Below are 13,191 nucleotides of genomic sequence, written 5' to 3'. Positions count from 1 at the left end.
GATTTTCACAGAAAAATAAAAAGCCTTCCATCCCTAATGAAAAGGACGAAAGGCTTAGCTTCCGCGGTACCACCCTTATTGGCAGTGCGCCATATTCTGCGCATGCCCTCTTGCCTCGTTGGTAACAGGGAGAGGACCCTGGCCAGGTTCATCCCTGGCGCTCCGGGGTGGGTTCCGATAGGCCGTGCGGCAAATCTCACAGCGAATGATTTGCTCTCTGAACGCAGGCTACTGCCGTACTATTCCCCATCGACACGTTTCGTTTGATAACCGTTTCAATTGAGTTTTATTATGAAGGTGCTTTACAAAATTGTCAAGGATAGTGCAAAAAATTGCAGGTCGTATATTTTGCCTGTTCCTGCACAACCTACTAGAGATTCCCTAATGAAACGGGTGATAGAAATGGGAGAATTTAAAAAACCAAAACGGGCGAAAGTGATGAATGAAATAGAGCAGGAGCAAGAACAGACGGCGGAAGAGCTATTGGAAAATAAACCGCTGGAACAGATTGAAATCGACCCGATAACTGCGGTTAATGTAGAGCGGTTGAAGACGGTGTTTAAAGACGTTGATGTGTTTGTTCATCACTCTTTGACGTTCCCAAACGCCAGAGAAGGACAGGATGGACGGGTTCCGGAAGGTGCGGTATTTTTTCTTGATGATTTGGTCAATGAGGATATTTTAGACCAGCATGTAATCCATCCCCTATTGGAAATGGGACCAGAATCGTTCTTTGGACAGCATGTAGAAGATCAAGTGATTACAGCAAAAAAAATAGTACAGGTCGACAACCTTAAGGCGGCAGTAGAGATGGTTACTTCAGGCAGTACGCTCGTGCATGTTGACGGTATGACGCACGCATTGGCCATAGTAGCGCCGGGATTTCCCACTCGTTCCGTATCGGAACCGGAAGCCGAACCGCTGGTGCGCGGACCGCGGGAAGGATTTACCGAGAAGCTGCAGGATAATACGGCGCTTATCCGTAAGCGTCTGCGTACCCCGGAATTAAAGTCAGAAGTGGTAAAACTGGGCCGCCGCAGCCAGACAACCGTGTGCTTTATGTATATGCGTGAACTGGTAGAAGAAGATGTATTGAAAACCGTGCGTGAGCGTCTAAAGAATGTGGATATCGACATTCTCCTGGAGAGCGCGCAATTAGAAGAGTTAATTGAGGATAGCGTATATTCTCCGTTTCCACAGATTGTATCCACAGAGCGCCCCGACAAAGTCGTCTCCGCTCTGTCGGAAGGCAGAGTCGCCATTATTATTGATGGAACGCCATTCGTACTCATTGTTCCGTCTGTATTTTACGATTTTTTGCAGGCGAGTGAGGATTTTTATCAGCGGTTTTACTTCTCTACGGCGATTCGTATCCTGCGTACGATGACATTTCTTGTCGCGCTGCTTGGACCGTCATTTTATATTGCGATCACGACATTTCATCAGGAGCTTATCCCGACACCGCTTCTGCTTACGGTCATTTCCGCTCGGGCCGGCGTTCCGTTTCCGGCATTGATTGAGGCGCTCATTATGGAGATTTCATTTGAGGTACTGAGGGAGGCCGGCGTGCGTCTGCCGCGTCCGGTAGGTTCGGCGGTTAGTATCGTAGGAGCGCTTGTCATTGGCCAGGCGGCGGTGGAAGCCGGGATTATCTCGCAGGCAATGGTCATTGTCGTAGCGTTTACGGGAATCGCCTCGTTTACTGTTCCGGCGTTTAATCTTTCGATGGCTACCCGTTTGCTTCGTTTTCCGATGATGATCATTGCGGCCGGGCTTGGATTGTTCGGTATGGCGATTGCACTTGTTGCGCTCGGCATCCATATGTGTTCGATCCGCACGTTTGGCGTGCCGTATATGTCACCGATTGCGCCGATGCACGTACGCACATGGGGAAGTGAAATTTTCGTACTCCCCTATCCGCTGCGCAAGTGGCGTCAGGAATACATCCAGAAAAAAGACTTGAAGCGTTCGGACGTGCCGTCCAATCCACCGCAGCAGGAAGGGGACGGTCAATCATGAAAGTCGGATGGAAGCCTCTTCTCCTGCTTGTTCTTATTATGCTGCCTTTGATCCAGGGCTGTGGTACAGCGGAAGGCGGTATTGCAGTACGGGAATTGAATCAGTTGAATGTGGTCATGGTCACGGGTGTGGATTATGATCCGAAGCATAAAAAGTTTATTCTATCCATTCAAACCGTCAAACCGGCGTTAGAAAAAGGTACGGCCGTTTCGCCGGAAACCGTATATACGACCCGCGCGACGGGCGATACGATCATGGAAGCATCCAAGAATCTTCGCGCTCAGACATCCGGCAAGCTCATCTGGTTCCACGGCAAAGTTATTATTCTGGGGCATACGCTGGTTAGAGAGAATGTGATGAAGGAAGTGATTGATTTCTTCGCGCGCAATCGGGAGATTCGATATTCCAGCTGGATTCTTATTGCGAAAAAGACAGCGGAAGAAATCGTAACCGCCGAGCCGAACAGCGAAGTGATGATGGGCTATGAATTAAACGGCATCATTAACAATCAATCCGAATGGGGTAGAACGGTCGTTGTGACGCTTAAAGATTTAATTAACAATTACAGTGACCCATACGCAGGATTTGTTACAGGACAGGTAAATAAAAGCAAAGGGAAAGGCGGAAAAGACCAGATTATCATTGCAGACGGCGTAGTCATAAATGCGTTTAATCCAAAACAGGCGTCACGTGTGTCTGTGTTGTCTAAAAAAGAAATACAAGCACTCCGCATCTTTCACAAAATGGCTCAGCAGGAGCCGGAGATAATCTATTCGGTCTCTCTCGGTGCCAAAGGAGATACGAAATACAATACAGCCGTACAAGTAAAAGTAAGAAACAGAAAGGCAACATCGACCATTGAAAACGGGCGGCCCAAAATTAAAATGGAGCTTACGTTGGATGGTACGGTTCTTGAATCAGGCACACAGCTCGATCTTTCGAAGAAAGAAACGGTAGCCCGCCTGGAAGGAGTCGTAGAAAAGAAAATCATTGCTGACATACGACTTCTGCTTACCCGATTGCAGAAAAAAGATAATGCGGACATTGTCGGGTTTGCTTCGCTCATTCACCGTCAGCATAAAGATTACTGGCATCAGCATGAAAAGCAGTGGCGAGAGATTTATCCAAATATCCCGGTCGACATTTCTATAAAATGGAATTCGATACGGAATGGAATAATCAGACAGGTGAAAGTGGGTGAAAAAGAATGATGTTGACATTGACTTTTATCCTGTTCTTCGTCTATGTTGTGCTGCGAATTTGGGTATTCAGCAAAAACAAAGAGTGGCGGGATTTAATCGTATTTGCTCTGATAAGCGGATTGGTCGTCTTCTTTATGCTGGTGCCGATGTTAGGATGGGAATCCGGCGCGCTGCTCAATTACGCGTACAAGTTTACCCGGCCAATTGCTCAGCGGTTTATTCCTGTTATCTTTGGCGTTGAAGTATAGAGGGGGTGGAATGCATGTACGAAAAAGGAAGGATTTCCGCAGGCCAACTGTTTATCATCATGCTGATTTACCTTACCGCCATATCAAGCAATACGAACTTTGATTTCGTATATGGGGGGCAAGACGGGGGACTGGCGAATTTGCTTGCCATTCCGCTCGCCATGCTTACGTTCTATTTGTATTTTCGGCTGCAGGAGCGGCATCCGCGTAAAATGCTTTTTGAATATGCGGAAGATATTCTGGGGAAGTGGCCTGGAAAGTTTGTCACGCTCTTGTATGTTTATTTTGCACTTGAAGTTGCCGTCGTTTTTGCGCGTGGATTCTCCGAATTTGTTGTCTCGGTACTAACACCTGAACTGTCAGCCGATGTCTACTTACTGGCAACTGTGCTGGTGGCGGCATACGCGGTATACCGGGGAGTGGAAGCGATTGTGCGGTTTGCACAGGTGGCATTTCCGTTTTACTTGGTTTTGCTTATCTTTATTAATATTTTGCTTGTCGGGCAGTTCCGTCTATACCATATTCTTCCCCTGGTGGATCATCCGCCGGGAGAAATTTTGTTTACAGCATATCTCCAGTATATTTTCCCGCTTAGCGAGGTGATTTTTTTCCTTGGATTTCTTCCTTACGTGAAGCGTTCCAAAAATACCATCCGGTTGGCTTATCTGGCGATTGCACTCAGCGGTATATACCTGGCGTATCGGGTCATCGTCTCCATCGGTGTACTCGGCGAGGGTACGGCGCAAACATCCAGTTATCCGTACATTGCGGCGATTCGCTTCGTTAAAATCGGAGAATTCGTGGAACGAATCGATATCCTGTTTTTAGGGATTTATATTATGATGATACTGCTGGAGTTTATCGTCGTTTTTTATACGCTTACACACGGAGTGGCCCATCTGACAGGAGTGAAAAGCGTCAGCCCGCTTGTGTTGCCGCTATGCTTTCTTATCGTGGGCATGGCCAAAGGAATTATCAAAGATTCAAATGATTTGTTCTTGTACATTACTCAGATTCGTTCCGTAACGTCTCCTTTGTTTATCCTTATTATTCCTCTGCTTCTCTTGTTGGTCAGCCGGATTCGTTTTGGCAAAAGCCGGCAAGAGCCGGAGCCGACCGACGGTGCCGTAGAAAGTGCGAACGGGCTTGCGGATGGAAAGGCGTCGAATTAATTTCGTCGCCTTTTTGTTTTGTCTGCAGTACAATAGACGTTGAATTGTCAATGTTATTCATTTCTTGGGGGGAGCGGAATGAACCAAACCGCGTCGGCTAACTACCGATTTTTTATTTTAATTCTGGTTGTTGTCATCGCCGGTCTCAGCCAGGGGCTGTTGCTTCCCCTGCTGACGATACTTTTAGAGAAGGCGGGCGTATCATCCGGTGTAAACGGGTTGAACGCAGCCGCTTTATATATAGGGGTTTTTCTTACCATGCTGGTTATTGAGAAGCCGGTGCAAAGATTCGGGTATAAGCGAATCATTACCTGGGGCATCTTGCTTGTTACTATAGCGACGTTTTTGTTTCCGCTGTGGCAAAGCCTTGTGTTCTGGTTTGTGCTGCGTGTACTGGTCGGTGTGGGGGACAGTGCACTCCACTATGCGTCGCAGCTCTGGATCACTTCCACCAGCCCGGCTGAAAAGCGGGGCCGCAATATTTCCATCTATGGGATGTCTTATGCGATTGGGTTCAGCATCGGTCCGCTTGGGATTAATCTGCTGCCGTTCGGTGTAGGCGTCCCCTTTGTAGCGGTTGGTGCTTTCTTCATTCTGGCATTGCTCTTGCTGTTGAAACTTCCGCACGAGTATCCGGTGCGGGAGGAGAAGGCTGCTTCCGCGAGGAGCCGGTATGTGAGTGCAATACAGCTTGCCTGGTTTGCTCTTATCCCGTCGTTTCTTTACGGATACATGGAATCATCAATCAATAGTAACTTCCCGGTTTACGGGCTGCGTATGGGCATGAGTGAGAGCTGGATATCATTTTTGCTGCCGGTAGTCGGAATCGGCAGCTTAATTCTGCAGCTGCCGCTCGGCATATGGAGCGATCGTATTGGACGCAAGCCCGTATTAATTTTGTCCGGTTTTGCCGGTGCCCTGGCATTTTTGGCGGTGCCGTTATTTAAGGATAATGAATGGGGAGTATTGACTGCATTTCTTATCGCCGGGGGATTGGTGGGTTCATTTTATTCGCTCGGCCTTGCCTATGCGGCCGATTTGGTGCCGAAGTCGGTTCTTCCCGCGGCCAATATCATTGCGTCCATTAATTTCAGCGTAGGAAGCATCGTGGGACCGAATCTGGGCGGACTCGGAATTCAGTACGTTTCGCCGGGAAGCATGTTCTATTTTCTCGGCGGCATATTCTTGCTGTTTACCGTCTGCGGGCTTTTCTTCCGAAGGGCAAAACAGGAGAAGAAAACCTCGCTGATTCATTTTACAAATTAACGTTTTTTCCTTACAATAAAAAGGATAGAGGGCAGTTGGAAAGGGGACGGGACTGTGATAATTCAAGTCAAAGATTTGCATAAATATTATGGTTCACTAGAAGTGTTAAAAGGCATTGATTGCGTCATTAATGAGAAGGAAGTAGTTAGCGTTATCGGGCCTTCCGGCTCGGGAAAAAGCACGTTTCTACGCTGCTTAAACGGACTCGAAGAGCTGACAAGCGGCCAGATTATTATCAATGGCCACGATTTGTCGAATCCGAAAGTCAACATCAATCAAGTTCGTACAGAAGTGGGTATGGTATTCCAACGCTTCAACCTGTTCCCGCATAAGACCGTGGTGGAAAATGTCATGCTGGCTCCGATGAAAGTATTAAAAGAAAATGCGGCCGAGGCGCGCGAAAAAGCGCTGCGCCTGCTGGAAAAAGTAGGCCTTCGCGATAAGGCGGACGTATATCCGGAGAAATTATCTGGTGGTCAGATGCAGCGTGTAGCTATTGCACGTGCACTCGCCATGAATCCGAAGATTATGCTGTTTGACGAACCGACATCGGCGCTTGATCCCGAGCTGGTCGGCGAAGTGCTTGCCGTTATGAAAGAGCTGGCGCAGGAAGGGATGACGATGGTGGTCGTTACCCATGAGATGGGGTTTGCGCGTGACGTGTGTGACCGTGTTATTTTCATGGATCAGGGCGTTATTATGGAAGAAGGGAAGCCAGAAGACGTGTTTACGAATCCTAAAAACGACCGGACGCGAGAATTTCTGCGCAAAGTAATCGATATTCCGGAGAAGGCCCGCTAAACTCTTACCACTTTATCGAGTCCAAACATCAAACTTTTGATTATACAGGCAGAGGAGAATAGTGTGAAACATACAGGTATTATCCAGGGTTTCGTCCATCAATACGACAACCCTGTGCAGTACAGACTTAAGCTCGACGGAGAGGCCATTTTGGCCAATGAGTGGATTGGCAAAACCATTCGTATTTCTACCCTTGGACGGATGAAGTGCATCTACTGCGGCCGCAGCATCAAGAAAACATATAACAACGGATACTGCTACCCATGCTTTACGAAGCTGCCGGAAAATGACTTGTGCATTGTAAAGCCGCACGAATGTCATTACCATCTTGGGACGTGCCGCGACCCGGAATGGGGAGAGGCGCATTGCATGATTCCCCACTATGTGTACCTTGCTCTCAGCAGCGGTGTCAAAGTGGGGCTTACCCGGAAGAATAATGAAAAGAAACGCTGGGTCGATCAGGGTGCAATTCGTGCCATTCCGATCGCCGAGGTGCCTACGCGGAAGATTGCGGGCGAGCTTGAAGTATATTTGACGCAATATGTGGCAGACAAGACGGACTGGCGCAAGATGCTGAAAGGTGAAGTGGAACTGGTGGATTTGCTGGAGTTGCGCGAGGAAATCTACAATTACTTTCTAGAAGAATACAAGCCGTACATTTTAAAAGAAGATGAATGGATGGATTTCGCATACCCAATTTTGGAACAGATACAGAAGGTCAAAGCATACAATTTGGACAAGCAACCTGTGATTGAAGACCGTCTGATCGGAATTAAAGGCCAATACTTCATTTTTGAAAACGGAGTACTGAACGTCCGTAAGTATTGCGGCTATGAGGTCGAAGTGAGTGAATGAATAAAGAGAAGCAGGAGGCAGATAGACGGTTGCCTGTTTGCCATGTCGACCATGATTTCGGGGATAAGGAATGCAGCGGTATTATAGAGTGCGATATTTAGTTACGTACACACTGCGCCTGCTTTCTTCCGAAAGCAGGCGCGTTTATTTTAGAAGTAGGAAAGCAAGAGGTAGAAAGATAGAGAAAAAGTGGAGGCTGTTCTTTTTGTGCTCATACCTCTCCATTTTACTTCTGGTTTTTACTTTCATGTATGTATAGGAGCGAGGTAGATGAAGAAGTACATATCCATCATACTGGGGCTAATGTTGTTGGTCTTACTTGCGGCATGCGGCAGCAATCATGCATCCAATCAACCTCAGGAGCAAAAGCCGTCCGGCGGAGAGAATACACAGGCACCGGCCCAGGGGCAGTTTCCGCTGACGATCAAGGATAGCACGGGACAGGAAGTCAAGCTTGAGAAGAAGCCCGGACGCATTGTTTCCGTCATGCCCAGCGCAACAGAGATTGCGTATGCGGTGGGTGCAGGAGATAACATTGTAGGCGTGTCCAATTATGACAACTATCCGGAGGATGTTAAAAAGAAAGAAAAAGTCGGAGATTTGAAAGTGAATATAGAGAAAGTGGTATCGTTGGAGCCGGATTTAATCCTGGCGGATACCGGCAATGGCGAAGCCGTTGATGCGCTGCGCAAAACCGGAATCCCTGTGCTTGTCATGGAGGCTAAAACCTTCGATGAAATTTACCAATCCATCGAGATGATTGGTAAAGCGACCGGCAATGACGCGAAAGCGGACGATGTAGTCAGCAAAATGAAAGAGGACGTAAAAGAGGTACAGGAGAAAGTGAAAGCGGTGCCGGAGGCGAAGCGTCCGAACGTCTGGATTGAAGTCGACCCGTCTCTGTTTACTGCCGGAAAAGGTACATTTATGCATGACATGGTAACGATAGCAGGCGGCAAAAACATTGCCGGTGATCTGGACGGCTGGAAGCAGTTATCCGAGGAGAAAGTGCTGCAGCGCAACCCGGATATAATTCTTAATACGTACGGATATTACGATAAGGAAGGGGCGGCTAAAATCAAACAGCGGCCCAAGTGGCAGCAGGTAAAAGCGGTGAAGGAAGGCCGTGTATTCGCCCTCAATTCCGATGTCGTCAACCGCCCGGGTCCGCGCATTACCGAGGGATTGAAAGAAATCGCAAAAGATTTGCACCCGGAATTATTTCGAAAATAGGGAATGATGGCTGTGAAAGAAGGTCAACAGGGTTTTGGGAAGAAGCTGGTATTCTGGCTGCTTCCCCTTCTTTTTGTACTTTTGCTTGCGGTTGTCGGCAGTGTTTCGCTCGGCAGCGCACAACTGTCTTTTAATATGGTGTGGAAGATTATCTTTTCCCATTTGCCATTCGTTCCGGACATGGAGAGAGAATGGCCGAAGGCAGCTGAAGTGATTGTTTGGAATATTCGCATGCCGAGGATTATGATGGCCATTCTGGTAGGGGCGGCACTGGCGATGGCGGGAGTCGCATACCAGGGAGTACTGCGCAATCCGCTAGCTGATCCATACATTCTCGGCGTTTCGTCGGGTGCTTCACTCGGTGCGGCTTCCTTCATTCTATTTGGGCAGGGATTGGCTATTCTCGGTCAGTGGACGCTGCCGCTGGTCGCTTTTGTTTGCGGAATAGGGACTCTATTCATTGTATATCGACTCGCCTATATTGCAGGTAAGGTGCAGATAGAGACCCTGTTGCTGTCAGGGGTAGTGGTTCAGGCGTTCCTCGGAGCCGGACTTTCACTGATCATGTCGATATCGGGTGAGAAGATGCAGCAAATTCTCTACTGGCTGATGGGAAGTCTAACGCTGAGCGATTGGTCTTCAGGAGTGGCCGTAGCCCCTTATGTCATTGTCGGCTGGTTTGTTATTATGCTATTTACCCGGGAGTTGAATCTGCTTGCATTGGGAGAGCAGAAAGCCCATCATCTTGGCATGAATGTGGAGCGGACGCGCCTCATCGTACTGTTGGCGGCTTCGTTGACGGCGGGCGCGGCGGTAGCCGTTTCGGGAGTCATCGGTTTTGTCGGACTGATAGTGCCTCATATCATGCGGACGCTGGTTGGCTCGGACCACCGCGTGCTGCTGCCGGTTTCAGCTGTGGCAGGGGCCATTCTGCTAATTGCCGCTGATACCTTGGCACGCACAATTATGGACCCGCAGGAGCTGCCCATTGGGGTCATTACCGCGTTTTTAGGTGCGCCGTTTTTCGGATATTTACTACGCAAACGGAGGCAGCGCTTTTTCTAGGGGGCAGGCAGAGCGGGAGAATGCGAGGAAAGTATTGAAGCGAAGATGTTGAGAACTTTATACGGGGGTCGCGTGACGTGATTCAAATAACGGACATGAGCCTGCGCATCGGACAGCGGCAGATATTGTCGAATATAACGTTTGAAGTGAAAAAAGGGGAGACGCTGGGCATTATCGGGCCAAACGGGTCGGGCAAGTCGTCGCTTGTGAAAGTGATGTCGCGGCTGCTTATACCGGATGCGGGCAGCGTAACGCTGGACGGAAAGCCGCTCGGCTCTTACTCTTCTAAGATGCTGGCGCGCAAAATGGCCGTAGTCAGCCAGGAAGGCCTTGCTCCGCTGCCGATTACGGTGGAAGAAGCGGTGGCGATGGGGCGCTACCCGTATCATGGTTTCTTCCGACGTAATACGGCGCGGGATGCGGAAGCCATCCAGCGTGCTCTTGTGCGGACCGGTCTGGAACCGCTTGCTTGCAAGCTGCTGGAGCAGTTGAGCGGTGGCGAGCGCCAGCGGGTGGCGATTGCCTGTTCCATGGCTCAGGAGCCGGAGGTGCTCCTGCTTGACGAGCCGACGACGTACTTAGATATCGGCTATCAGATTGGGATTTTAAATCTTGTGCGTGAATGGCAGCGGGAAACGGAAGGGACAGCGGTGCTTGTACTCCATGACTTAAACCTGGCGGCTCAGTATTGCGATCGCCTTGTCTTAATGGAGAGCGGAAACATTACGCGTAGCGGTACGATTGAAGAGATTATGGAAGCGAAACTGCTTGCGGATGTATACGGAGTAAAACCGCTTGTTGTTACTCATCCGAATTTATTGCTTCCACAAATCCTTCTGGAACGTTCTTCCTGATCTTTTGCTTCCAGTAAAAACGGTATGCCCTTCCGCATACCGTTTTTTGTATGCTATTCTATAAAAAAGAGGAGGATATATACGTATGGCAGAAATTACAGCGTACTTATACAACAAATGCGGTACATGCCGCAAAGCGAAAAAATGGTTGGACGAGCAGGGGATCACATACAAGGAAGTCCCGATTGTCGACGAACCTCCGACCAAAGAGCAGCTTCGCGAATACTGGCAGCAAAGTGGCCTTGATTTAAAGAAATTCTTCAATACGAGCGGACAGGCGTACCGTGAGCTTGGATTGAAAGATCGGTTGAAAGATATGTCTGAAGAAGAGATGCTTGATCTGCTTGCATCAGACGGCAAATTGATTAAGCGTCCGCTGCTTGTAAGCGGCGACAAAACGACCGTCGGCTTCAAAGAAGAAGAGATGGAGAAAACTTGGAAGTAGGGGGCGCCGCGTGGAAACTTTACTCAATATTCAGCCTTCGAAACGCCTTGCCGGGCTTACATCGGCTATCTTTACGGAGATGAACCGTCGGAAGCGGGAGGTACAGGCAAGGGGTATGCATGTGATTGACTTAGGGATCGGAAGTCCGGATCAACCCCCTTCTCCCCTTGTGATAGAAGCTCTTACGAAAGCCGTACAGAATCCTGAGAACTATGGATACCCGACCTCGGAAGGCTCCATTCGCTTTCGGGAGACAACGGCCCGCTGGTATCGGCACCGGTTCGGTGTCGGGCTCGACCCCGAGCACGAAATTCTTTCGCTTATGGGATCGCAGGACGGTCTCGCCCATCTGGCTCAAGCGTGGATTGACCCGGGGGATGTAGTGCTTGTGCCGGACCCGGGCTATCCGATTTATTTTGCGAGCGTTACGCTGGCAGGAGGTGAAATTTACCCGCTGCCGCTGCGTGAAGAGAACAGCTTTCTTCCTGACTTTTCGAATATTCCGGACGAGATCAAACGGCGTGCTAAACTTATGGTGCTTAATTACCCGAATAATCCGGTCGCCGCCGTGGCGGAAGACGGCTTTTTCGCGGATGTGGTAACGTTCGCCAGAGAAAACCAGATCATCGTAGCGCACGATCTCGCGTATTCCGAGCTGGCGTTTGACGGTTACCGTCCGCCGAGTTTTCTTATGACGCCGGGCGCAAAAGAAATCGGCGTAGAGTTTAATTCTTTGTCCAAGAGTTTCAATATGGCGGGCTGCCGTATCGGCTACCTGGTCGGAAACCGGGAGATTATAAAGCCGCTTGCCATCGTTAAATCCAATATCGACTATGGAGTCTTTCTTGCCGTGCAGGAAGCGGCCGTAGCGGCGATGGAGCACGATATTGCGCATCCGGGGCAGAACGGAAATGCCGCATTGTATAAAGAGCGCCGCGATGTACTGCTGGATGGACTCAAGGAGATTGGCTGGGATATACCAAAACCTAAAGCAACGATGTTTGTTTGGGCACGCGTACCGGAAGGCTGGACATCCGAGTCGTTCGCGTTTACTTTGTTGGAGAAGGCAGGCGTAGTTGTTATTCCCGGTAATGCATTTGGTGCGCAGGGAGAAGGGTATGTACGCATTGCACTCGTAAAACCGGTGGATGTCTTAAAAGATGTGATTTTGCGTATTAAAGAATCAGGAATACTTTTCGCGTAAAATGTGCATGTTACGTTATGTGCGTTACATTGCTGTAACGCTGGATTCATAAAAGTTTAACAAGCTTAATTAAAACAATTACAATCTTGTATTGACTATTATCTTGATGCTTGTTATGATGAAAGAGAACGCGGAAACATTCACTATTCCGGGTTCGCCCGGATTAGAATATTTCTATCTAGGAGGTAGTTACATATGGCAGAACGTTTAGTAGGTTTACCGGCTCCAGATTTTGAAATGGAAACAGCTCTGGGTGACGGCGAGAATTTTGGTACTGTAAAGCTGTCCGACTACAAAGGCAAATGGCTGGTAATGTTCTTCTACCCGCTGGACTTTACTTTTGTATGCCCGACAGAAATCACAGCAATGAGCGACGCTTACGATCAGTTTGCTGAGCTGGATGCTGAAATACTGGCAGTAAGCACAGACAGCAAGTATTCTCACCGTGCATGGATCAATACATCCCGTGACGAGAACGGCCTGGGCAAACTGAATTTCCCGATTGCTGCTGACCTCACTCATAAAGTATCCCGTGACTATGGCGTACTGATCGAAGAGAAAGGTATCGCGCTTCGCGGCCTGTTCATCATCGATCCGGAAGGCACGCTGATGTACTCCGTAATCCACAACCTGGATGTTGGCCGCAGCGTAGACGAAACACTCCGCGTGCTGCAAGCATTCCAATCCGGCGGTCTGTGCCCTGCAAACTGGCGTCCGGGACAAGCTCACCTGAAAGGCTAATACGCGTTTGCCTGTAAGGAAAGCTGATGCATGAGAACGAAAAGGACCTAACTTTTGCGAAATTGTTAGGTCCTTTTTTTAGGGTA

At 48.9% G+C, this 13,191-nt stretch carries 13 protein-coding genes and 1 other annotated feature; all 13 genes read left to right on the top strand.

Annotation, left to right across the window (positions count from 1 at the left end):
• Positions 1-38 precede the first annotated feature (38 nt).
• Positions 39-262: a binding site (T-box leader), on the bottom strand.
• 140 nt (positions 263-402) lie between these two features.
• The 13 genes from ADA01nite_RS04260 (at position 403) to ADA01nite_RS04200 (ending at position 13,105) form a co-directional block, all read left to right on the top strand.
• Entirely contained in the window at positions 403-2,019 is a 1,617-nt protein-coding gene (locus ADA01nite_RS04260; protein WP_170230144.1) for a spore germination protein, read from the top strand.
• Positions 2,016-3,230 carry a Ger(x)C family spore germination protein gene (locus ADA01nite_RS04255; protein ID WP_146808662.1) on the top strand — a complete coding sequence of 405 codons (1,215 nt, stop codon included), beginning with the start codon at positions 2,016-2,018 and terminating at the stop codon, positions 3,228-3,230. Before ADA01nite_RS04260 ends, ADA01nite_RS04255 begins: the two co-directional genes overlap by 4 nt.
• A complete protein-coding gene (locus ADA01nite_RS04250) occupies positions 3,227-3,469 on the top strand; it encodes a hypothetical protein (protein ID WP_146808661.1) in 243 nt (80 codons plus the stop codon). Before ADA01nite_RS04255 ends, ADA01nite_RS04250 begins: the two co-directional genes overlap by 4 nt.
• Before the next feature lie 14 nt (positions 3,470-3,483).
• On the top strand, positions 3,484-4,641 hold the full coding sequence (locus ADA01nite_RS04245) for a GerAB/ArcD/ProY family transporter (RefSeq protein ID WP_146808660.1): 1,158 nt from the start codon (positions 3,484-3,486) through the stop codon (positions 4,639-4,641).
• A gap of 78 nt (positions 4,642-4,719) precedes the next feature.
• Positions 4,720-5,907, top strand: coding sequence for an MFS transporter (locus tag ADA01nite_RS04240; protein ID WP_146808659.1), 1,188 nt, complete (start codon positions 4,720-4,722; stop codon positions 5,905-5,907).
• A gap of 54 nt (positions 5,908-5,961) precedes the next feature.
• On the top strand, positions 5,962-6,708 hold the full coding sequence (locus tag ADA01nite_RS04235) for an amino acid ABC transporter ATP-binding protein (protein WP_281285973.1): 747 nt from the start codon (positions 5,962-5,964) through the stop codon (positions 6,706-6,708).
• Between the two features lie 63 nt (positions 6,709-6,771).
• Positions 6,772-7,563, top strand: coding sequence for a DUF2797 domain-containing protein (locus ADA01nite_RS04230; RefSeq protein WP_146808658.1), 792 nt, complete (start codon positions 6,772-6,774; stop codon positions 7,561-7,563).
• A gap of 270 nt (positions 7,564-7,833) precedes the next feature.
• Positions 7,834-8,796, top strand: coding sequence for an ABC transporter substrate-binding protein (locus ADA01nite_RS04225; protein ID WP_146808657.1), 963 nt, complete (start codon positions 7,834-7,836; stop codon positions 8,794-8,796).
• Positions 8,797-8,808: 12 nt separating this feature from the next.
• Complete coding sequence (locus ADA01nite_RS04220; protein WP_246147213.1) at positions 8,809-9,861, top strand: FecCD family ABC transporter permease; 1,053 nt, start codon at positions 8,809-8,811, stop codon at positions 9,859-9,861.
• Positions 9,862-9,938: 77 nt separating this feature from the next.
• A complete protein-coding gene (locus ADA01nite_RS04215) occupies positions 9,939-10,715 on the top strand; it encodes an ABC transporter ATP-binding protein (RefSeq protein ID WP_246147212.1) in 777 nt (258 codons plus the stop codon).
• 85 nt (positions 10,716-10,800) lie between these two features.
• Positions 10,801-11,160, top strand: coding sequence for an arsenate reductase family protein (locus ADA01nite_RS04210; protein ID WP_146808656.1), 360 nt, complete (start codon positions 10,801-10,803; stop codon positions 11,158-11,160).
• Between the two features lie 10 nt (positions 11,161-11,170).
• Positions 11,171-12,364: an LL-diaminopimelate aminotransferase gene (locus tag ADA01nite_RS04205; protein WP_281285971.1), complete on the top strand. Its 1,194-nt coding sequence runs from the start codon at positions 11,171-11,173 to the stop codon at positions 12,362-12,364.
• Positions 12,365-12,559: 195 nt separating this feature from the next.
• Positions 12,560-13,105 (top strand): peroxiredoxin, encoded by a 546-nt coding sequence (locus tag ADA01nite_RS04200; RefSeq protein ID WP_146808655.1) that lies wholly within the window; start codon positions 12,560-12,562, stop codon positions 13,103-13,105.
• The last annotated feature ends 86 nt before the right edge of the window (positions 13,106-13,191 follow it).

The sequence above is a fragment of the Aneurinibacillus danicus genome, from assembly GCF_007991215.1.
GTDB classification, from domain to species: Bacteria; Bacillota; Bacilli; order Aneurinibacillales; family Aneurinibacillaceae; genus Aneurinibacillus; species Aneurinibacillus danicus.
The sequence above is the reverse complement of the archived record's forward strand: the minus strand, read 5'-3'. Positions and strand labels throughout refer to the sequence as shown.

Excerpts from the sequence above, each read along its gene's own strand:
- ADA01nite_RS04245 (WP_146808660.1), top strand. The coding sequence starts at position 3,484 with ATGTACGAAAAAGGAAGGATTTCCGCAGGCCAACTGTTTATCATCATG.
- ADA01nite_RS04260 (WP_170230144.1), top strand. The coding sequence starts at position 403 with ATGGGAGAATTTAAAAAACCAAAACGGGCGAAAGTGATGAATGAAATA.
- ADA01nite_RS04240 (WP_146808659.1), top strand. The coding sequence starts at position 4,720 with ATGAACCAAACCGCGTCGGCTAACTACCGATTTTTTATTTTAATTCTG.
- ADA01nite_RS04210 (WP_146808656.1), top strand. The coding sequence starts at position 10,801 with ATGGCAGAAATTACAGCGTACTTATACAACAAATGCGGTACATGCCGC.
- ADA01nite_RS04255 (WP_146808662.1), top strand. The coding sequence starts at position 2,016 with ATGAAAGTCGGATGGAAGCCTCTTCTCCTGCTTGTTCTTATTATGCTG.
- ADA01nite_RS04225 (WP_146808657.1), top strand. The coding sequence starts at position 7,834 with ATGAAGAAGTACATATCCATCATACTGGGGCTAATGTTGTTGGTCTTA.
- ADA01nite_RS04250 (WP_146808661.1), top strand. The coding sequence starts at position 3,227 with ATGATGTTGACATTGACTTTTATCCTGTTCTTCGTCTATGTTGTGCTG.
- ADA01nite_RS04200 (WP_146808655.1), top strand. The coding sequence starts at position 12,560 with ATGGCAGAACGTTTAGTAGGTTTACCGGCTCCAGATTTTGAAATGGAA.